Annotated in this window: 22 protein-coding genes and 1 pseudogene; 13 read left to right on the top strand and 10 right to left on the bottom strand. The window is 40.6% G+C overall.

Features of this window, described 5'->3' with window-relative positions; translation table 11 throughout:
- The first annotated feature begins 19 nt into the window (after positions 1-19).
- Positions 20-1,066, top strand: coding sequence for a CsgG/HfaB family protein (locus WA1_RS34840; RefSeq protein WP_017743410.1), 1,047 nt, complete (start codon positions 20-22; stop codon positions 1,064-1,066).
- A gap of 137 nt (positions 1,067-1,203) precedes the next feature.
- Here the strand turns inward: WA1_RS34840 and WA1_RS60590 are convergent, their stop codons facing one another.
- Complete coding sequence (locus WA1_RS60590; RefSeq protein ID WP_017743409.1) at positions 1,204-1,353, bottom strand: helix-turn-helix transcriptional regulator; 150 nt, start codon at positions 1,351-1,353, stop codon at positions 1,204-1,206.
- 141 nt (positions 1,354-1,494) lie between these two features.
- Here WA1_RS60590 and WA1_RS34845 point away from each other — a divergent pair, with 141 nt between their 5' ends.
- Both WA1_RS34845 and WA1_RS34850 read left to right on the top strand, forming a co-directional pair.
- Positions 1,495-3,186, top strand: coding sequence for an AAA-like domain-containing protein (locus tag WA1_RS34845; protein WP_017743408.1), 1,692 nt, complete (start codon positions 1,495-1,497; stop codon positions 3,184-3,186).
- A gap of 69 nt (positions 3,187-3,255) precedes the next feature.
- Positions 3,256-5,958, top strand: coding sequence for an AAA-like domain-containing protein (locus WA1_RS34850; RefSeq protein ID WP_017743407.1), 2,703 nt, complete (start codon positions 3,256-3,258; stop codon positions 5,956-5,958).
- On the opposite strand, the gene WA1_RS34855 is transcribed toward WA1_RS34850, so the two are convergent.
- Positions 5,926-6,504, bottom strand: coding sequence for a COP23 domain-containing protein (locus tag WA1_RS34855; protein WP_017743406.1), 579 nt, complete (start codon positions 6,502-6,504; stop codon positions 5,926-5,928). The genes WA1_RS34850 and WA1_RS34855 overlap by 33 nt on opposite strands.
- Positions 6,505-6,713: 209 nt before the next feature.
- Here WA1_RS34855 and WA1_RS57475 point away from each other — a divergent pair, with 209 nt between their 5' ends.
- Complete coding sequence (locus WA1_RS57475) at positions 6,714-6,863, top strand: hypothetical protein (protein WP_158516729.1); 150 nt, start codon at positions 6,714-6,716, stop codon at positions 6,861-6,863.
- A 203-nt stretch (positions 6,864-7,066) separates the two neighbouring features.
- Here WA1_RS57475 and WA1_RS34860 read toward each other — a convergent pair whose 3' ends face one another.
- Together WA1_RS34860 and WA1_RS34865 are read right to left on the bottom strand one after the other, a co-directional pair.
- Positions 7,067-7,336, bottom strand: a complete 270-nt coding sequence (locus tag WA1_RS34860; RefSeq protein WP_017743404.1) for a type II toxin-antitoxin system RelE family toxin — start codon at positions 7,334-7,336, stop codon at positions 7,067-7,069.
- Complete coding sequence (locus WA1_RS34865; RefSeq protein WP_017743403.1) at positions 7,333-7,551, bottom strand: hypothetical protein; 219 nt, start codon at positions 7,549-7,551, stop codon at positions 7,333-7,335. Before WA1_RS34865 ends, WA1_RS34860 begins: the two co-directional genes overlap by 4 nt.
- Before the next feature lie 273 nt (positions 7,552-7,824).
- Here WA1_RS34865 and WA1_RS34870 point away from each other — a divergent pair, with 273 nt between their 5' ends.
- Positions 7,825-8,148 carry a XisI protein gene (locus WA1_RS34870; RefSeq protein ID WP_017743402.1) on the top strand — a complete coding sequence of 108 codons (324 nt, stop codon included), beginning with the start codon at positions 7,825-7,827 and terminating at the stop codon, positions 8,146-8,148.
- 10 nt (positions 8,149-8,158) lie between these two features.
- Here WA1_RS34870 and WA1_RS34875 read toward each other — a convergent pair.
- Positions 8,159-8,425 (bottom strand): annotated as a pseudogene (locus tag WA1_RS34875) (Uma2 family endonuclease); the annotation flags it as partial.
- 319 nt (positions 8,426-8,744) lie between these two features.
- Between WA1_RS34875 and WA1_RS34880 the strand changes: the two are divergent.
- The 6 genes from WA1_RS34880 to WA1_RS34905 all read left to right on the top strand — a co-directional run bounded on the left by WA1_RS34880 (position 8,745) and on the right by WA1_RS34905 (position 11,828).
- The gene (locus tag WA1_RS34880; protein WP_017743400.1) at positions 8,745-8,990 is read left to right on the top strand and encodes a ribbon-helix-helix domain-containing protein; all 246 of its coding nucleotides are present in this window, start codon (positions 8,745-8,747) and stop codon (positions 8,988-8,990) included.
- Positions 8,983-9,276 carry a type II toxin-antitoxin system RelE/ParE family toxin gene (locus WA1_RS34885; protein ID WP_017743399.1) on the top strand — a complete coding sequence of 98 codons (294 nt, stop codon included), beginning with the start codon at positions 8,983-8,985 and terminating at the stop codon, positions 9,274-9,276. The genes WA1_RS34880 and WA1_RS34885 overlap by 8 nt, the downstream gene beginning before the upstream one ends.
- Positions 9,277-9,288: 12 nt before the next feature.
- Positions 9,289-9,480, top strand: coding sequence for a WD40 repeat domain-containing protein (locus WA1_RS34890; protein ID WP_017743398.1), 192 nt, complete (start codon positions 9,289-9,291; stop codon positions 9,478-9,480).
- 54 nt (positions 9,481-9,534) lie between these two features.
- Positions 9,535-10,488: a nucleotidyl transferase AbiEii/AbiGii toxin family protein gene (locus WA1_RS34895; protein WP_272819302.1), complete on the top strand. Its 954-nt coding sequence runs from the start codon at positions 9,535-9,537 to the stop codon at positions 10,486-10,488.
- 384 nt (positions 10,489-10,872) lie between these two features.
- Positions 10,873-11,166: a hypothetical protein gene (locus WA1_RS34900; protein ID WP_017743396.1), complete on the top strand. Its 294-nt coding sequence runs from the start codon at positions 10,873-10,875 to the stop codon at positions 11,164-11,166.
- Between the two features lie 35 nt (positions 11,167-11,201).
- A complete protein-coding gene (locus tag WA1_RS34905; protein ID WP_017743395.1) occupies positions 11,202-11,828 on the top strand; it encodes a type I restriction enzyme HsdR N-terminal domain-containing protein in 627 nt (208 codons plus the stop codon).
- Between the two features lie 292 nt (positions 11,829-12,120).
- On the opposite strand, the gene WA1_RS34910 is transcribed toward WA1_RS34905, so the two are convergent.
- Entirely contained in the window at positions 12,121-12,582 is a 462-nt protein-coding gene (locus WA1_RS34910; protein WP_017743394.1) for a hypothetical protein, read from the bottom strand.
- A gap of 319 nt (positions 12,583-12,901) precedes the next feature.
- On the opposite strand from WA1_RS34910, the gene WA1_RS34915 reads away from it, so the two are divergent.
- A complete protein-coding gene (locus WA1_RS34915) occupies positions 12,902-13,849 on the top strand; it encodes an NAD(P)-dependent alcohol dehydrogenase (protein WP_017743393.1) in 948 nt (315 codons plus the stop codon).
- A 206-nt stretch (positions 13,850-14,055) separates the two neighbouring features.
- Here WA1_RS34915 and WA1_RS34920 read toward each other — a convergent pair whose 3' ends face one another.
- The 4 genes from WA1_RS34920 to WA1_RS34935 form a co-directional block, all read right to left on the bottom strand.
- Entirely contained in the window at positions 14,056-15,378 is a 1,323-nt protein-coding gene (locus WA1_RS34920; RefSeq protein WP_017743392.1) for a CO2 hydration protein, read from the bottom strand.
- A 173-nt stretch (positions 15,379-15,551) separates the two neighbouring features.
- Positions 15,552-17,066: an NADH-quinone oxidoreductase subunit M gene (locus WA1_RS34925; protein ID WP_017743391.1), complete on the bottom strand. Its 1,515-nt coding sequence runs from the start codon at positions 17,064-17,066 to the stop codon at positions 15,552-15,554.
- Between the two features lie 73 nt (positions 17,067-17,139).
- Positions 17,140-17,838 (bottom strand): carbonic anhydrase, encoded by a 699-nt coding sequence (locus tag WA1_RS34930; RefSeq protein WP_017743390.1) that lies wholly within the window; start codon positions 17,836-17,838, stop codon positions 17,140-17,142.
- Positions 17,839-17,856: 18 nt separating this feature from the next.
- Positions 17,857-19,719 carry an NAD(P)H-quinone oxidoreductase subunit F gene (locus tag WA1_RS34935; RefSeq protein ID WP_017743389.1) on the bottom strand — a complete coding sequence of 621 codons (1,863 nt, stop codon included), beginning with the start codon at positions 19,717-19,719 and terminating at the stop codon, positions 17,857-17,859.
- Between the two features lie 814 nt (positions 19,720-20,533).
- Between WA1_RS34935 and cysE the strand changes: the two genes are divergently transcribed.
- Positions 20,534-21,301 carry a serine O-acetyltransferase gene (gene cysE / locus WA1_RS34945; protein ID WP_017743387.1) on the top strand — a complete coding sequence of 256 codons (768 nt, stop codon included), beginning with the start codon at positions 20,534-20,536 and terminating at the stop codon, positions 21,299-21,301.

Genomic DNA, 21,301 nt, shown 5'->3' on the forward strand with positions numbered 1-21,301 from the left:
CAATACTTACGGCAAAATAATGTATCTTTTTTTACGTAAATCAGTTAATATTCGTTATCGGCAAAATCGAGTCGCTTTACCTCTGCTTGCGTCAACTTTACTAGTTAGTCTTAACTTAGGAAATATTCCCCAAGCAGGAGCAAAAGAAAAAGCGCTCTTTTTCAATTCGCCCAATAATTCTGTAGTTCATCTCAAGTCTAACGTTAAAGCAAAACCTCGCATTGCTGTACTTGATTTTGAATACAGCAGTGTAGCTGATGAATGGAGATGGTGGTTAGACAGCAATGCTAGAGGAGTCAGTGATATCTTAATTAATAAATTAGTAGAAGGTGGTAATTTCACTGTCGTTGAGCGTAGCAAAATTGAAGAGATTCTCAGAGAACAAAATTTTGGCGCATCTGGTAGAGTTGATGCTACAACTGCCGCTCAAATTGGGAAAATATTAGGTGTAGATACAGTAGTCATTGGTTCAATTACAGGCTTTAATCTTGAGCAAGAAGGCGCTGGTGTCCGCGTACCTTTAGTTGGTAGAGTTGGTGGTGGAAAAGCAACAGCTAATGTAAAATTAAATATTCGATTAGTAAATACCACGACTGGCGAAATTTTGATGACTGCCGAAGGAAATGGTAAATCTAACCGAGGAGATGGTTCAATTAATATACGTGGATATGCTGTAGATACAAGTTCCCGTAAGGAAGCAAAATTATTGACAACTGCAACTGTAGATGCAATTAACCAGGTAGTCGAAAAAATTAACGCAAGTTCCACAAAATTAGCAGCTTCACCAAAATCCATACCATCAATTAATGCTTTAGTTGCTGATGTTTCTGTTAACACAGTTATCCTTAACAAAGGTACATCAGATGGTTTTCAAGCAGGAATGAAGCTATCTATTGAACGAATTACCAAAGAAGTAAAAGACCCCACAACAGGTAAGGTTATCCGTCAAGTCACTCAATCGATTGGTACTATCGAAATTACAGAAGTTGATGCTCAATCAAGTGTGGCTAAAATTATTGCAGGTCGAGGATTTAAAATTGGGGATGTAGCGAAACCTGCTCAGTAACAAACACACTAACACTTCCTCTTTCCTCTGCGTACTCTGTGCCTCTGCGGTTAAATAAATTACTTTTTAACCGCAGAGGCGCAGAGAGCACAGAGAGAAGAGTAGAGATGCGAGCGCAATGACGCACCCTACAAGATTTAAAATTCTACATTTTCTTCAAGAGCTTGGCGTAGATCGTATTGCGTTTGTAAATTCAACCAAAACTGAGCGCTGTTACCAAAATAGCGACAAACATAATCTTTATAGAGTTTCCTCCCCTGCCAAGGTATAAATTTATCAGCGTCCATCCGCGTTCATCTGCGGTTAATTATTTCTTCCCATACCTCACAAAGGTGAAAATTGCGATAAAAACTGAACTAGAAGCTAGGTACAAAATAAGACAGGCATAATATTATTGTTATCTAATTCCCAGTCCCCCACCCAGCAATGTGAAAAAAATCCTGATTTTATCAGCCAATCCAACAGACACATCCAAGCTGCGCTTAGATGAGGAAGTGCGGGAAATTCAAGCAGGGCTAGAAAGAGCCAAGAGACGCGAGCAATTTGAAATTATCTGTAAATGGGCAATTCGCCCAGATGACTTGCGGCGTGCATTACTAGACCACGAACCACAAATCGTTCATTTTTCCGGTCATGGTACGGGAACAGATGGCTTAGCCCTTGAGAATAACTTAGGAGAAACGCAACTAGTCAGCACCGATGCACTAGCACGATTGTTTAAGTTGTTTAAAGGAAAAATTGAGTGTGTGTTGCTGAACGCCTGCTATTCCGAACTGCAAGCCAAGGCGATTTATCAACACGTAGACTATGTAGTAGGTATGACTCAAGCGCTAGGAGATAGAGCAGCAATTGAATTTGCCATCGGGTTTTATGATGCTCTGGGTGCAGGTAGAACCATAGAAGATGCTTACGAGTTTGGCTGTACCTCCATCGATTTGGAAGGAATTTCAGAATCATCAACCCCTGTTTTAAAAACTCGGAAGAAAACCAGGGCTTCATCCACAAGCAAAAAGAAAGTTCCTCAAAATAACTTATCACAACACACAACAGACACCCATGAATCTCAGCAGTCATCTACAAAAGTCACTCCAGCCCTATCTTTAGAAGAACCACAAGGTCAAGTTCCCCTAGAATCTGCCTTTTACGTTGAACGTCCACCCATTGAAGCCGACTGTTACGAAACAATTCTCAGACCAGGTGCATTGATTCGCGTTAAAGCACCAAGGCAAATGGGTAAATCTTCCTTAATGACACGAATTTTACACCACGCAACAGAGCAAGGCTATCAAGCAGCATCTTTAAATTTCCAAGAAGCAGATACAGAGTTTCTTGGCGATACAGACCAATTCTTACGATGGTTTTGTGCCAGTATCAGCGATCGCTTAAATTTACCAGACAAACTTGAAGATTATTGGAAGGGCGTTTTAGGCACTAAAAACAAATGTACTAAATACTTCCAAGGATATTTGTTATCTGCATTAAATAACCCTATTGTCTTGGGATTAGATGAAGTCGATGAAGTATTTAAACATCCACAGATTGCAGCAGATTTTTTTGGGTTACTGCGTTCTTGGCATGAGCGCTCAAAAAACGAGCCTGCTTGGAAACAACTGCGGTTAATTATTGTACATTCAAAGGAAGTTTACATCCCACTCAATATCAATCAATCACCTTTCAATGTAGGATTGCCCATAGAACTACCAGCTTTAACACAGGAACAAGTGAAAGATTTGATAAATCGTCACGGGCTGAATTGGACTGCACAAGAAATCACTCAACTGATGCGACTTGTGGGAGGTCATCCCTACTTAGTACGTGTTGCATTGTATCAAATTGCTCGTGACAGAATGACTTTAGAAAAGCTTCAGCAAGTAGCGCCCACTGAAGAAGGACCATACAGCGACCACCTGCGTCGTCATCTACTAAATTTACAAGAAGATGAACAATTACTCCAAGCAGCTAAACAAGTGTTTGCCGCAGATGATTATGTCAACATTGGTACAACGGAGGCGTTTAAACTCCGCAGTATGGGGGTAGTCAAATTTTACGGTAATGAGGTAATGCCATTATGTGACTTATATAAACAGTATTTTTGCGATCGCTTAGGACTCAAAACCTAATCCCAAAATCAAAATCTAAAACCCAAAACCCCTTAATCCAAAATCCAAAATCTAAAATCCAAAATTGGTATGACACAATACCAGTATCAAGTTGGAGGAAGCCTCCCTCAAGACGCACCCACCTACGTCACTCGCCAAGCAGATCGGGACATTTACGAAAGTTTAAAGGCGGGAGAATTTTGTTACGTACTCAACTCGCGACAAATGGGCAAATCCAGCTTGCGAGTACGAGTAATGGATAGATTGCAGAAAGAAGGTATTGCCTGTGCTGCTATTGATATGAGTGTTGTAGATACAACTCCAGAGCAATGGTATGCAGGAGTGATTGATAGCATTGCGAGCAGTTTTTATTTATATGAATTTGATATAGATAATTGGTGGGAGAGTCATCACTTACTACCCCTACCGCAACGCTTTAGTAAATTTATTCAAGAAATCTTATTGGCATCGATTGATACTAGTATTGTCGTTTTTATTGATGAAATTGATAGTATCCTCAGTTTAAAGTTCAATACCGATGACTTCTTTGCCGTCATTCGTGAATGTTACAATCGACGAGCAGACCAACATGACTATCGCCGCCTTACGTTTGCAATCTTAGGTGTGACAACACCAAGAGATTTGATAAAAGATAGACAGCGAACTCCCTTCAACATCGGACGAGCAATTGATTTAGCCGGATTTCAACCACAAGAAGCAGAACCCCTAGCACGGGGACTTGCAACCGTAGGCGATCCCCAAGCCTTGATGCTATCGATACTTAATTGGACGGGCGGACAACCCTTCCTCACCCAAAAGGTTTGTAAACTAGTAGTACAATCTGTCCCTCACTCCCTACTCCCTACTCCCCACTCCCTACTCCCCCAATACATAGAACAACTAGTACAAAAGCACATCATTGAGAATTGGGAAGCACAAGATGAACCAGAACACCTGAAAACAATTCGTGATCGCTTGCTGCTAACTGGAGAAAAGCGTAGTGGAAGATTGCTAGGGTTGTGTCAACAAATTTTACAGCATGAAGAAGTCACAGCCGATGATAGCCCAGAACAAACAGAACTGCGGTTAACAGGATTAGTGGTGAAACGGGATGGAAAACTGCGAATTTATAACCGCATTTATCAAGAGGTGTTTAACCAAGAATGGTGCGAACAGCAATTAGGAAAACTACGCCCCTATGCTGAAGCACTTAACGCCTGGGTTGCTTCTGAAAGACAAGATGAATCGCGCCTCTTGCGGGGACAAACTCTGCGAGATGCTCAAGCTTGGGCGACAGGTAAAAGCTTGAGTGATGTAGATTATCAATTTTTAGCTGCGAGTCAGGAGTTAGAACAGCGAGATGTGCAGAAGCGCTTAGAAGTAGAAGCAGAAGCAAAAAAAGTTTTAGCAGAAGCTAACCGCAAAGCATATCAACGAATTCTTATTGCTTCTATTGTATTAGGGGCTACTTTGATAGGAGCAGTAGCTTCGTTGATAGTGGTGAGAGCAGAACTTATGGCAGCTAACAAAAATTTGGTAACAGCACAGAAAGGTACATATTTAGAGCAATCAGGAGCAGTTGCTTTACGACAATTTCAATCTACAGAGTCTGTAGACAAAGTAGAAGCTCTACTATCAGCAATGCAGGTTAGTCAAGAATTAGAGTCTTTAGTAAAGGATCTTCCATTAGAAAAGTATCCAGCAACTAGTCCAATGTTAGCTTTACAGATTATTCTTGAAAGCATTGAAAAGCATAAGCAAGTGAGTGACTCGAACTTGGATATGTTAAGGAAAAAAACTTCTCAAGGAGCTTTAGACGCATTTGCAAGTGTAAATTTTAGCTCTGTTAGACAACCTTTGGTTACAGCAGGAGTTGATGGTAATGTTAAAGTCTGGGGTTTATCGGAAAAATTATTAGGTGAAATACAAGCGCATCCAGGTAGAGTGACAAGCATCAGCTTGAGCAGTGATGGGAATTTAGCAATAGCAAGACAAAACGGCAATGTTGATATTTGGAGTAAGTCAGGAAAGCTACTGGCAGAGTGGCAAGGACATCAAGGCGTAATTACTGACATAATCAGATTGGATGAACAACGGATAGTTACAGCAGGACAAAACGGTAGAATTTACATCTGGAACCAGTTGGGGCATAAACTGAGGGAATTTCAAGGGCATCAGAGTGTAGTTGCAAGCCTTAGTCTTAGCCCAAACGGAAACCTTATTGCTACTCTTGGTGGAGATGGTGTAGTTAAATTATGGAACTGGTCGGGACAACAATTGCAAGAACTAAAGGTTGATGGCTGGATAACAAATATGAGTTTTAGTTCAGACAGTCAACGCTTAGCAACAGCAGAATTAGATGGTACAGTTAGGATTTGGAATCACTTAGGAAAAGAGTTATCCAAATTTAGCACCTACCAAGATCAGCTCCGACAGGTTAGCTTCAGCCCAGATGGACAGAGAATCGCTACTGTTGGATCGGACGGCTCATTACGAATCTGGAATTTAGCAGGACGGCAAATTGCTCAATTTGGTAACAATCAAGGAAAAGTTATAAATATAAGCTTCAGTTCTGATGGCAAACAAGTTGCTGCGATGGGAAGCACAAGTAAAATATCACTATATCTTATTAAAGATTTGGATGAACTACTTGCACAAGGCTGTCACTATCTCAAGAATTATCTGAAAATTTATCCTGAAGCTTCAAAAATCTGCCAAAACAGACATTTTAAGAAAATGATTAAGCTAACCTGGAATATTTCACCTACCACCACCAGTGCGAGTAGAATTTGATGGTGGTTTTAGTCCTCTTGGCGGAGCATAACCACCACGACTACGAATCTTTTCAGACTCACTTGGATGCTTTAAAACTTCGCGCAGTACCTTTAACTCTAATTTAGGATTCTCTCCTGGCTCAAGTATATATAGCAATCTACTACACTTTTTGTCCACTTGATTAATAGCACAAACAACACGTTTTCCTTGTATTTTCCCTATGTTAATATAGTCTAGAATTCCCTGTTGGTGGTAAGTATGAATTATTCCTGATACACGCACACATCGAATTAAAGGGTCTTCCTCTGTTTCAGAATAATACTTTTTTTTCCATTTAATAATTGGGTATGTTCCCTTAAAGGTACGAGCAAGCGTAGCTGGTACTCCTTCTTTCTCTCCGCAAAAGAAGGTAATGTTAGAGTTTCTAGAATCAGCAGTGAGTGTAGGTGATGGGGAAAAATGAGAACCTATGGTTTGAAAATTGGTACTACGGCTAATGACTATTGTGTAAATAAATGTAATTAGGAATGATGTAATAGCTGAGATTAGTGTTTGAATTTTCATCAGCACTGCTCTAGTTCTTTTAAATACAAGTTAATAATTTTTTATGAATAGTATAAAAGGTTATCAGGTGCAAAACTTTACCAAAAAAGCGATTTTTACCTCCTAATCATAAGATTATCTGAAGCAGACAACACTTGCTGCACTGTTAGAGTTAGTTCTTAATACGCGATCGCATTGTAGCAGAATTAGCTAGACAGCAAGATCGGATAGTGGGTGTTGTGCCGATTCGGGAGATGGAGGCTTGGGCATTGGTGGATGGAGATGCTTTGCGCGGTGCATTCGGTACAGTTTTAGACGACTCTGCTTTGGGTATATCGACAAGACTACGTGAAGTGGAAGGGATTTTCGAGCCGAAGTAAGCTCTGGTTCTGGCTTACGGTAGGATTGTCGGTAGTAGACGACGTCTTGGGCGGCAGATTTTTTTGATACTATTGGTGAGCGGGTACGACTGGAACGGCTACAAGAAGTTCCTACTTATCAGTTTTTTGAAAACGTAAAAAATACTTACCCCACAAGATATAGGTTATTAGTCTGAAAATTGCTGCAATTAAACATAAAACGCTTATAACTGAGATAGTAATCTGTTATATTCTGCATGAGAGCCAACCCAAAACCAAATGATAGTATCTCCATCTATCTGACCAACTGCTCGATAGTTTTTGCTAATTCGAGCGGAATAAATATTTAAGATTGGATGCACCTGTTTAAACCTCAAGCTTGGATGAGCAGGGTTTTGCTTGAAGAGGCGATATGCAGAGCGTATTTGCTCTTGAACCTGTTCGGGCAAATCGGCGAAGGCTCTACGAAACCGAACTGTTGTACGTGACTTCACAGTTTTTCTGGATCTAGCTCTTGTGTTTTACCTGCACGATGTTCAGCCATGGCTTCGGCTGCAAGTTGAGCCAATGCATCTTGTGAACTACCGAACACTCGATCCCATCGTACCTCGTCTTCAAGTTCTTCTAAAATCATCACCGCAATAGAATCTTGCTCGCTTGCAGGTAGGGTTTTTAGTTTGGCGATCGCTTTTTCGAGTAACTCTGTCATTGCTACCTCTTACCATTTTAAATTTTGAATTGAGAAAACTTTCCCTAGACGCTTTTACCAATTTATCAGCCATCACTCCGAATGCTTCCGTCTGACATAATAGTTTCTCAAAAGATAGCTTCGTCCAAGATGAAGTTCAGCATAACACGACTAAGGTCAGCGTGACTGAAGGATGAGTACAAAGACTCATAGCAGGACAAAAAACAATGCAAACCATGAAACCTAAGTATCTACAATGATTATTGTAAATTTACAAAGGGTTGAGATCACAAAATGGATAAAACAAATCAATACCGTCAAATAGTCAAGCAAGTAATAACCCAGTACTCACACCTCAAACCGTCCCATGGCAACATAAGGCTAGACACTATATTTGATGAAGCCCAAGATAGATATGGTTTGATGCAAGTAGGTTGGGATCGAGGAAAACGAGTCAGGGGTAATCTAATTTATATAACGCTGTCAGGTGAAAAAGTTATTGTTGAGTACGATGGAATGGACTCAGGGATTACTCAAGATTTAATAGATAACGGTATTCCCGAAGCAGATATTATTCTAGCTTTTGTACCTCAGCAAGATAGTCAGCTTTCAGCATAAAATTATCCTGTTAAGCCCACACCTTATTTAAACTTAACTCAAATCCAGGTAACACATCTTCTCCTGAAAGCAGTGTTGGCGATCGCAACACTTCAACAGATTGTCCTACACGGTATACTTCTACGTGTTGCTGTTGCGGATTAATCAGCCAGCCTAGCTGTACCCCATTGTCCATATATTCCTGCATCTTAGTTTGCAGTGTTTCTAACACATCACTACTCGATCGCAATTCCACCACAAAATCTGGTCTTATGGGCGAGAATTCGTAACGTTGCTTGAAACTGAGTTATAGCATATCGAAGCACTCGTAAGCTACCAGTAAAACTTAAATGTAAAGAAATTTTACCACCATCGTAGGCTTTGAAACATTTGAGAGAACCAGGATAACCAAAGACTCAGGCATTTTCTTGAGTGTCAGGGACATCAAAAACTGTCCCGTCTAGAGCCATAATCTTACTGAGACGATCGCTGTGAAATTCCTAAAACAAAAGCGTTGCCAGAATTTACAATGTAGTGCTCACTTATTTTTAGATTTTATCTCTTTCTTGTGGTGTAATTATGGTGTATAATTGCATCACAAGTTGAAGGAAAAGATTATGCCCCGTCAAAGCATTTCACTTACACCCCCGAATGATGCCTGGTTAAAAGCACAAGTGGAGAGTCAGGAATATGCCAGTAAAAGCGATGTGGTGAACGACCTGATACGTAAGGCTCGTGCCAAACAAGAGAAAGTTGAAGAAATCCGCCTCAAGCTAATTCAAGCAGAGCAAAGCGGCTTTATCACCCCTAACCGTCAGGAAATTCTGGCAGAATTTAAGAAAGTATTGGATTCTAATGGCTAATTACAGATTGACGCAAGCGGCTAAGGAAGACTTGCGGCAAATTTATTTTTATGGCTTAGAGACATGGGGCGAAGCAGCCGCAGACCAGTACTATAATGACCTTTTTGACCGCTTTGAGCAGATAGCTGCACAGCCCTATTTATACCCCTCTGTTGATTTTATCCGCAAAGGCTATCGCCGCAGCGTATGTGGTGTGAATAGCATCTATTACCGTATTGAAAACGATGTGGTTGAAATCATGGCAATCCTTAGAAGCCAAGATACTGACACAGAGCTTGAATTTTAAAATAGTTTAAGTGTGAGTTTCAGTCCCGATGGCAAAACTTTAGCTTCCGCCAGTTTAGACAAGACCATCAAACTGTGGAATTTCCACACCAAAACCGAAATCACCACTCTCAGCGATCATAGCGATTCGGTCTTCACAATTCTTCTTAGCCCTGATGGACAAACTCTTGCTTCTACTGGTGGAGATAAAGCAGTTATTCTATAGAGTCTAAACCCAGATGATCTGTTAGCAAAGGGTTGCCATTGGCTAAAGGGTTATTTGGCAAGCCGTCCCGATAAACGTCGTGAGTTATGTCCCGATCATATGCTCAATCCACAAAAGCTACCATTTCTAGAGTCTATTGGTTGGCAGCTAAAAAATGTATATCAAATGAGTGAGAAAGAAATTGTTCAATTGTATCAACGCAATTGGCATCATCAAACTACCTTCAACAATTTAAAACAAGAAGAAAAGGATTTTGTTCATTATTTAGCAAAAAAATATAACTCTTGGATATTACCGGATTTTGAAATGTTTAATCTCGCTCATCACAATAATATACTTAAAATCCTTAATGCTTTCAATCCAGAAGTTTTCAAAAAAGCTTCTGCATACTTTGGTGGTGGTACACTCTTGGCGTTAGAGTATGATGAATACAGGCTTAGTAAAGATATTGATTTTCTCTTCCCTTATGCAACTGAAAATTACAGGTATTTAAGAAATTTGATTTACGATGAAGGAATTGTAGCATTATTTCAAAGTACAACAGATATCGAATTAGGTGACACTACAATAAATCAATATGGTATTCGTTTCCCTGTTGTAGTCAATGAAACAACTATTAAAGTAGAAATTGTAGCCAATGGTATTTTTACTTTAGACCCTCCTGTTTATCCTGAATGGACAAAAATTCCTTGTCTGAGTATAAGCGATCGCTTTACGTCAAAACTAATGGCTAATGCTGACCGATGGAACGATTCAAGTACACAATCTAGAGATTTGATTGACTTAGCAATATTGCGTGTAAATAACGAAATACCCGCACGTGCAATCGCTAAAGCTGAAGAAAGTTACGAAGTAAAAAAGCCATTAGTTAAAGCCATCACTAATTTTACTGAAAAAGAAAGATATAGAGATAAATGTTTTCAGGAGTTAAACATACCAGAAGAAAAATTTCCAATAATAATGGATGGAATAAATTTGCTTCTTGTTGACTTTGAATCTATGAATTAAAGGAATTTCAAATGCAATCCTCACTACCAAACGAGCATTCGTGGTAGTGTTTGGGTCATAAAATTATTATTTGTTATCCGACAGCTACGTAAAGTCACTTCAAAATAATCCAACATCCGAAAAGGAATCCATGGAGTAGACTTTGTTAGTATAAAATTATTCTGTTAAGCCCATACCTTTGAAATCGCGGCTATACAAACGCTCGTCCGCAAGACAAGGACTTAAATATTAAGTTCACGTAGGTGAACTTTGTTTGTGTAGCCTCAGAATTCTATTCTGAAGGCATATTTGCCAAAACGGGATGCTCCCGGTATCTTGGCGATCGCATGGTCTTACAAGTGGTTGAAAAGTTATCTTAAGTACATATAACGAATCATAAAAACCATGTTGCATTCAGTAGAAGGAATTTACCGCAACGGTAAGATTGAGTTACCAGAGATTCCAGAAGGTATAGATGAAGTACGAGTTATTGTTACTTTTCTTCCAACTCCGATTGGCGCTGTAGACTTACAAGTTCGCGGCATCAATCCAGAGCAAGCAGCAAACCTACGTACCAGATTGCAAAGTTTTGCAGAAGATTGGGAACGACCTGACATGGATGTCTACGATGCCATCGGTATTTGGTCAGATATGTTGTCTGTAGATGTCGCACTTCGACATACACTCGACCTTCAGTAACAAACCTCAATAGCAAACAAGATTCATCACAAAATATGGTTCAAATTATCCAAGGCAAAGAAGTTACCCTAGTCGATCTCGTAGAGAAATTTAATTTACAACGTTCACAAGATGAACAATTCTTCCGAGAGTGGCAAGATAATCTACCAGAATTAAGCGAATCCGACAAGCAAACCCTCATTGAAGTCAAAGCAGAATATCTCCATCTTTCCCAATACACCATATTAGAACCTGTCGTCAAAATGGTAGTACTATCACCACTCTTGCGGCTTGCAGGTTTTTACAAATCCCCTTTCTACATTGCTTCAGAGCGAGAAGTTGAAATTTCTTCAGAAGACGAAGAAACAATTATCAGAGGACGTATCGATATCTTGGTTTTTCAACCTCCATTCTGGGTTCTTGTTATTGAAGCAAAACGAGCAGAATATTCCTTAGTTCCAGCGATTCCACAAGCATTGACTTATATGTTAACTAATTTAACTCCAGAAAAACCTGCTTTTGGATTTGTAACAAATGGCAGTGAGTTTAGATTTATTAAACTTGTGCTAGCACAAACCCCTCAATATGCTCTATCTGATTTGTTCGCCTTAGATAGCCGTGATGATATAGATAATGTCGTAAAAATCTTAAAGCGTTTAGCTCAATTTGTCTCTCAACAATAAATTTTTAAATATTATTTGTAAGTTGGGGAGCTACATTCAACCCAACCCAATACTAGTTGTATAAAGGACTTCCAAATAAAAAAATATCCAACTTTCTCTTGTGGTGCGGGCTTCTAGCCCGCCCCTGATATAGAACGGGCGAGGACGCCCGTCCCACAAGATGGATAATTTATTTCTTGGACATCCCTAAGCGGAACTTAGAAACCCGGTTTCTTCAAGAAACCGGGTTTCTGATACCTCAATGATCGTAATCCCTTGCAGTATTGTAACCCAACCTACACATACAAAAGCCCTACTGTTGATATCTAGTCAAAGTTACAGTACTAGAGCGCGGTCTTGTCACTTTCACATCAGGCTGTACATGAATCTTAAGAGTGATAGATGAGAGTTGAGGGTACTTAACAAGTAACATTTTAGCTAGTTCCTTGTTGATAATTTCCCAAAAATCTGTTTCATTGGGATAATTTACTAAAAACTGTTTTATGTCTTGCTCCAGTTTGAGAAAATCTGGATACTGCCCATTCTCTATCCCCTTAACATATTGATATTGAACATTAATATTTATATTATGGGTAAATCCATGATGAAAAATTGTATAATTTTCTAATTGAAAGTCAAAATCTTCTGTCATCTCTCTAAGCTCAGCATTAATTTCTACCTTTGGTTGAGATTTAGTTTCTTGTAAATATTCTTTTGTAAAGTTAGAGAAAATTATAATATTTGGTAAAAAACTAACTATTCCAAAATCTAACATTCTTCTTCCCCCAAAAGTAGTAATAAGTCTTTTACATTAAATTCACATGGATATAAATTGGGACTAGCAATACAAATTTTGGATTTTGAAGTAGGATTGAAAAGCTTTGCATTTGAACTTTTGAACTATTTAAGCCCTTGCAAGCGATCTCATCTTATCTATTATGTATAATAATAAACAAGTATTTTTTCCTGCATAACTTTTCTTATAATTATCTAATATTGAAATAAAATCAATACGCGTTTATTAAAAAATGTAAGTTCTCAAAAGAATTTCATATTCGTTCTAACTTTAAAAAACACTCATCAAGAGGTATCCCATGAAAGCAGCAGTTATCCGCCAATACGGTTCCCCGGAAGTTTTGCAGTATGAAGAAGTGGAACCACCAAAGATTCAACCTACAGAATTGCTCGTTAAAGTCCGCGCCTCTTGCATCAATCCTGTTGATTGGAAAATCCGCAAGGGAATGTTGAAATTTATTACGGGAAATAAATTCCCCATAATTTTGGGATTTGATTTGTCAGGAGATGTTGTAGAAGTCGGTTCCCAAGTTAAACAATTTAAGCCGGGAGATGCAATTTACGCCAACGTTGGTGTAAAGGGAGGGGCTTACGCCGAATTTACAGCCGTTCCTGAAACAAGTGCTGCACTCAAACCCACAAATATGACATATGAGGAAGCCGCTTCCGTACCTGTCGCAGGGCTGACGGCTTTGCAATCGTTACGGGACTTGGGTAATATTCAACCAGGACACGCTGTTCTCGTTAATGGTGCTTCTGGTGGTGTCGGAACCTACGCCGTACAAATTGCTAAAGCTTTAGGAGCAGAAGTGACAGCCATCTGCAGTACAAAAAACGTGGATTTGGTAAAATCTTTGGGAGCAGACCGAATCGTTGACTATACGCAACAAGACTTTACCGAGGAGACCCTACAGTACGATATTATCTTAGACGCGGTTGCCAAGCAGTCATTTTCTAGCTGTCAAAAAGTTCTTAAACCAAATGGAACTTATGTAACTACACTCCCTAGCTTTGAAAGTGTAGTAAAAAATATCTTGACAGTCATCCTTCCTGGGAAAAAAGCTAGGAATGTTTTAGCAGTACCCAGAACTCAAGACTTGGCTTACCTCAAAGAATTGAGCGAGGTGGGTAAACTAAGAACTATTATTGACCGCACATATCCCTTACAAGAAATCGTCGCCGCTCATACTTATAGTGAGAGCGAACGCGCCGTGGGCAAAATTGCGATACGGCTGTCTTCCGTTTAAGCCTTTGGCTTATCGCGCTCGCATAGGTAGGTTGGCAAGAAAAAATAAAGCCCCTGTTTGAAGGGGGAGCATCCCAAAGGTGTAAATTGCCCTCACTCTGGAAGAGTGAGGCTACAAAAACAAAGCCTGCCTCCACAGGCTGCAATTAGTCCGCGTAGGCGGACTTCGTTTGTATAGCCGCGAATTCTATTCGCCAGGTCTTTTTCCTAACGATAATCCTGTCGCTGAATATCTCGCAAACGAGCTGCATTACGCATACCATATTCAGGACGACAAAATCGATTGAGTTGTGCTTCAAAAAATTCCCGATTAGCTTGTAAATGCTCTGGATTTGGATCGTCTAAAGGGTGTGAAAGTGCAGTTCGCAAAGCTTGAATAACCGCAGACGTAACATTGTACATTGATCGTTGAAAACTAATTCCCAACTGAATCAACATATCATCTTCACCTCGGCAATATTTTTTGTAATACTCAACAAGATACTGAGGCAAGAAATGCAACATATCTTGCATTAATAGTGTTGGTGGAATACCTGCTGTACCAACAGGAAATACATCGGCATAAAGAATACCATAATGGAAATCCTCCTGCTTATCAGGAACTTGACCCGCCTGAGCATTGTAAGATTTTGTACCACGGAAAGGAGCAGTACGATAAAACACAGCTTCGACGTAGGGTAATGCTGCTTCGTAAAGCCAGGTAAAGCCTTTAGATTTGGGGATAATTTCGTAGCATTCACCTCGAATATAAACATGGTGGTAAATTGGACGATTTGCGACCGCAAAAATTCCATTCACCAAAAAATTCATTGCATCTGGGACACCTTTAAATCCACCTTCATCATAGATGTCTGACATCTCAAAGAAAACGGGTGCCATAACTTCCCAGAACAAACCCAGATTAGCATAGTAAGACATCTGACGGCACTGTTCTAAAAACATATCTGGAAACAGCTTGTACAGTCCCATCATGACGGGATTACCTTGGAAATATGCCCTAATAGCCCTGTCTGCATTGGCTTTATACTCTTCACTATCCAAATAACCATCAAATTTATTCATTGGCTCGTACATATGACGATGCCAAAGCATAGCCCGCATACAAGCTTCCGCAAATTCCATGTTGATGCGATCGTGAAACAAGTGATGGAATAACTTTGGCATTTTGAAGGTTTCACCCTTTTCCATAAATGCCAAAAGTTCGGGATGAGCAATTGCTTCACCACGCCAAACTCGCAAATCAGCACCATCACCAGCATAGTGATTGTGACGCTCTAAATACTCTTTAGGCAAGAAGTATTTAAAAAAAGGAAACGGGTTTAGAAAAACACGTTCGGCAATATAAAGCAAGTCCCGCCAGTAAAAATCCATCGGTACTGCATAAGCTTTATAAATACCAATAATTTGCATCAGGTTTTCTGGTGTATCCGGTAACATAGAACCACCAGCTTCCAAACGATGAACGACTTCTGCAAATTCATGAGTAGAAGGAGGTAACTTATTTACAGATCTATCTGATGTTTGTACCATTTTAATTTCCTCTGATTAAAAAATGGGGAGTGGGGAGTAGGGAGTAGGGAGTAGGGGTAAGAAATTTTCATTCCCTCGTTGTTGACCACATTGATTTTGATAGGCTAAACGATGTTCAGACTCATCTTCTTTTCCCCTTCCTTCGCGCTCTTTGCGTCTTTGCGGTTTTTAAATCACCCATCAGAATTAAGACGGTGGACTACTAATTGCGGAGTGACAGTTTTTTCCAAAGCAGGTATTGCTGCAACCATTGCTGTTGTCGGTTCTATCCAACGCACTAACCAGGCGGGTTGTACTCCTAAGAACACGATTAGAGCTGCTAAAATAAGAGCTGGCATTTTCTCATGCCATTGAACTTGAGGGTAATAAGCAAGATTGCTGTCGAGTCTGCCGAAACAGGTACGATTGATGAGGATGACAAAGTAGACAGCAGTTAAACCCGTTGCGACTACACACAATAATGTAGGAATCGGAAAAACAGAGAAACTGCCCTGGAAGACAATAAATTCAGCAATAAATCCTGTCATACCTGGAATCCCTGCGCTAGCCATTCCGCCTAAAACAAGTAGGGCGCTGGTGAGGGGTAAACCGCGTATGGGACTCATCAAACCATTGAGTTTATCTAACTCGCGGGTTCCCACCTTAGCTTCTACGACTCCCACCAAATGGAAGAGGATAGCGAGGATAATACCGTGGCTCACCATTTGGGCAACCGCACCGACGAGTGCTAAGTTGGTGCTAGCAGCAACAGCGAGGAAAATGTAACCCATATGCCCAATAGAACTATATGCCACCATGCGCTTGATATCTTTTTGAGCGATCGCGACTACAGCTCCGTAAATAGCACTGACTGCTCCCCAAATTGCCAAAGATGGGGCGAGAATACTCCAAGCGTGGGGAAACAGCGCCATCCCAAACCTCAAAATCCCGTAGGTTCCTAGCTTTGCTAACACACCACCAAGAAGAATGGCGATTGGGGCGGAAGCTTCAACGTAAGCATCTGGTAACCAAGTGTGTAAGGGAATCAGAGGAATTTTGATACCAAAACCTAGTATGATTCCCAGTAACAGAGTCACTTGCAGTGCCGTTGATAGGGCTTGGGTGGAAAGTGCATCATAATTAAAGCTAGAGGAGCCACTGAGCCAAACTACACCTAAGAAAGTTGCCAGAATTATAGCTCCGGAAACAGCAGTATATATCAGGAATTTCATTCCAGCGTAGCCTCGTTTTTGACCGCCCCAAATGGAAATCAGTAGATAAAAGGGTATCAGTTCGAGTTCATAGAACAGGAAAAACAGCAGTAAATTCTCTGCCAAAAATGCGCCCGCAACTCCACCGCTCACGAATAAAATCAGGGAATAGAAAAGCCGGGGGCGTTCAATCTGCTGACTGCTACTGTAAATTGCAATCCAGGTGAGCAAACTATTTAAAATCAGCATCAAAATGGAAATTCCATCAACCCCAAGTTGATAATTTAAGCCGAGGACTTCATTCCAGGGTAAATACTCTCGTAGTTGCATTCCTGGATTGTTAATGTCAAATTTCAGGAGGATGAAAAGATTCCAGAGAAGAACTATTCCAGAAAGGGTTAATGCTCCTAAACGAATACGATTGGCAGGAATATTTAGAGGCAAGTATGCTATAAAAGCAGCCGCAACAATTGGGAGCCAAATTAAAACACTGAGCATGGTGTATTTAAGTTTGATTTGATTAATGGTGAATTGAAAAGTCTCTACTCTTCTATTTTGGATTCATCAAATGCTAACTAAGTAGGATAACACGACCAGTATCTAAATCATAATAACCGCCCACAATGATTAGTTTTTTATCAAGAACTAATTGTGAGAGAAGTGAAGATGTTTTTAACTTTTCTATTTGTGTCAAAATGTTGGCTTTACAGGCATTTTCTAACTTATCTCCAGGTTGATTCTTGGATAATTCTATGCCCGGTTTAATAGCAGCTAGTAAAGTAGCAATTTGACCTGGAACTTGAGCACCTTTGATTGTGGCTTCTACCGCACCACATCTTTTATGCCCCAGCACCATAATGACTTTTGAACCTAATACTAAAGTGCCAAATTCCAGACTACCAGTTTCTTCTGGCGTTGCAATATTACCAGCCACACGACAGACAAACAAATCTCCAAATCCTTGGTCAAAAATAATCTCTGAAGGAACCCGTGAATCTGCACAACCGAGAATAGCAGCAAACGGTTTCTGACCTTTGGCAACTTCTACCAGACGCGTAAAAGTTTGATTGGGGTTTTTTCGTTTTCTTGTGACAAATCGGTCATTCCCCTCTATAAGTAGTTGCAGCGCTTGCTCGGGAGTCGTATCATCGTTGGCAACTGCTTTTTGCGGAAAAACTAAATCAGAGCCGACTCCTGCTGTGACTACTCCCGTACCTACTGCTCCTGCACCTAACTTCAGTAAATTTCTTCTGGAAACAATTCTGTTCATTGTATTCTCTCCTTATACTTAAAACATCATGTTTAACAACTGAGTTCCCCAATGTGGCCAAGTGACGAGCATTCCAAAAACACCAACACCTAGTAGGACTGTAAAAGCATAAAACTGAGTTTGTCCGGAGGTGATGTACTTGAGTCTTTCGCCACTACCAATAGAAGCTAAACCTACTAAGTTAACAAAGCCATCGACTACAAAACGGTCAACAAGATCTGCCAATTTAGAAAGCAGGTCAACACTCAAAATTATGCTCATGCGATAAAGTTTTGGTGTGTAAAAGTCGTAGGCAATTAAGTCTTGCAAAGGTTTCCAAGGAAGGCGAACGGGTTTGGGAATGATATTGCTTAGATAAACAACGCTACTAATGCTGCAACCAAAAACACTTGACCACATCAGTAGTAAGGCGGCATTTTTATTAAGACTTGCCCAACTCGGTAGAAGTGATAAGCTTTGCAACACTAAAGGCAGATGTAGAACAAAACCTAGCAAAATCATCATTGGTAGAACCATAGGCCAGTGAACTTCTGGAGATCGCTCGCTCATTGGCTTGGGTTTACCACCAAAAATCAGACAGAATTCTCTTGTTAAACTGAAAGCTGTGAAAGCATTAACTGCTATTATCACTCCTACCAGCCAAGGTTTAATTTCCCAGAGTCCTGAAGCTAATTTCAGTAATGCCCAAAAGCTTCCCAAGGGAGGAAAACCAATTAATCCCAAGGTTCCAATAATATAGGCAAGCCCTGACATCGGACGACGCGACCACAATCCACCCAATTGGGTAACGTTTTGTGTAATACTGTTCCATATAATCCCACCAGTACTCATGACCAACAATGCTGCACACAGGGCGTGGGTGAGTACCAACAATAGTGCGGCTTCGTCTTGCTGCGTACCTACTGCAATAAACACCAAACCCATATAAGTGCTGACTGAATAAGATAAGCAGCGTTTGATATCAATTTGGGCGATCGCAATGATTGAAGCACCAAACACCGTCACCACACCAATAGCTACCATTGCTGAAGAAACTATGGGCGACAAACTCAAAACAGGTTGCAGTTTAATGAGTACCCAAGCGCCGCTCGCGACGACTACCGAGTTCCGTAAAATGGTGCTGGGAACAGGTCCTTCCATTGCCTCATCCAACCATAGATGCAGGGGAAATTGAGCACATTTGCCCATCGGTCCTGCAACAAGTGCCAAACCTACCAGTGCGATCGATGTTGGGTTGACGTTGGTAGTCGCCGCCCAATTAGCTAATTCGGTGTAATTCCAAGTTCCGGCTATAGGCCAAATTGCCAGCACTCCCATCAGCAGAAATAAGTCTCCCACCCGCTTAGTCAAGAAAGCATCTCTAGCACCCGTGACAACCAGTGGTTGGCTAAACCAGAACCCAACTAGCAAGTAGGTTCCTAAAGTCAGCATTTCCAGAATTACATAGCTAAAGAATAAGTTGTTGCAAAGGGCTAGAGCGCAAAGTCCCGCTTCAAACAAGCCCAATAAAGAATAAAAGCGCGCCCAGCCCCATTCCATCTCCATGTAGCCAAGGGCGAAAATCTGCGCCAGCAAATTCAAGCCAGCAATCACCACCATTGCACCTACACTCACTGAAGAAATTTCTAAATCAATGGAGAGGTTTAAACCAGCAGTACTCAACCAAGGTATGGATATTTCATAAGATGGCTGATTCCAAATTGCTCTTAATGCCAAAGCAGCATGGACAAACGCGAAAAATGTCATAATTAAATTGACATAGCCCGCAGGTCTTGGTCCGGTACGTCGAACAATTCCCGGCGACCAAGGGACGGCTAAAAGCCCACCAATTAAGGCGTAGCAAGGAACTAACCAAACCGTTTCAAGCAGAAATTGAGCCATTAATTCACTCACCTCAAAAAAATTTGCAGCACAACAAAGCGCGGTTGTAAAAAGATAACCGTTCCTTTCAGGAAATGTCAGTATGGAAATTAAGACCAATTCATTTTTGCTTAATCTTGTTAGAACATAGATTAACTTTTATCTATGTCAAAAGGAAATAAGTTAGCTAGATAATTAAACAATGCTTACTCTAATAAATTCTTATGTTTTTATTCTCTAATGGTAGATATTGATTTAAATCTATGATGATCCATAGTCGCAAGTTGATAATGGATAAGTTGACTCAGATCGCTCAGATCCCCGACTTCTCCCTTGAAGTCGGGGATCTTGCAGCGTCGCAAGTTGATAATAAAAATTTTTCTACTCCCCACTCCCCACTCCCCACTCCCCATCAGATAGAGAGGGGCTTGTTTTTTTTCATAGAAAAGAATACAATAAGAAAAAGTAATATGGTATACAGAATCTCTACATTTAACTCTATTTGACTCACTTGAGTACAAGCAAGTTCCTGTTAATTTATGCAAATTTATCTTGCCTCAAAGCAACGTAAGCCTACAGGTAAGAAGATTTATATCGAGTACAAAAATACTTATTCCCCTCCCCCATAAATACTAGTCCCCCCGCCCTGAAAATACTAGTACCCCTACCCCAACAACAATTTTCAGACTGCACGAGCTAGGGGTTTGGGGCGAGTGAGTACAACCTTAATCAATCCAATAAATACAATCAGCATCGACGGGACAAGGATTTTTAGAGCCATCTGGTATAAGCAGAGAACATAACCGCATACGGCTCTTTTCACTAAACAGTACCGATGCAACAGTCCCTCGACCATATCCAAAATTCCAAACCTACAAAAATGCCAGAATTTGCCACCATTAACTTACTGAGAGCAATACTGACTGGCGTTTTTTTTGAACCACTCTTAACGGATTTTCGCATCATATTTGAGCGAGATCCAGCCGCACGTAACTGGTTAGAGGTGCTTTTTTGCTACCCTGGGTTGCATGCACTTTGCTTGCATCGTATTGCCCACTGGTTACACCGTCAGAAAGTGACTTTTCTCCCCCGCTTTATTTCTTATTTGGGGCGGTTTTTCACTGGAATTGAGATTCATCCTGGTGCAGAAATAGGCAAAGGTGTATTTATCGACCACGGTGTGGGAGTTGTCATTGGAGAAACCGCCATAGTCGGAGACTACAGTTTGATTTACCAAGGTGTTACCCTTGGAGGAACAGGCAAAGAAAGCGGTAAGCGCCATCCCACCTTGGGTAAAAATGTTGTTGTTGGCGCTGGCGCAAAAGTCTTAGGCAATATTCACATCGAGGATCGCGTCCGTATAGGTGCAGGTTCAGTTGTTTTGCGGGATGTCCCTTCAGATTCCACTGTCGTAGGAATTCCAGGTCGCATTATTTCCCACAAGCAAGACGAACGCCTTTCTCCCCTAGAGCATGGAAAGCTACCTGATATAGAAGCTCGTATGATTCGCTCATTGGTAGAGCGTATTGAGCTACTCGAACAAAGGCTGCAAACTTTTCACTCATCAGCAAAGGAAAAACAATTGGTAACTAAGGAACATTAA

This window comes from Scytonema hofmannii PCC 7110 (genome assembly GCF_000346485.2).
Lineage (GTDB): Bacteria > Cyanobacteriota > Cyanobacteriia > Cyanobacteriales > Nostocaceae > Scytonema > Scytonema hofmannii.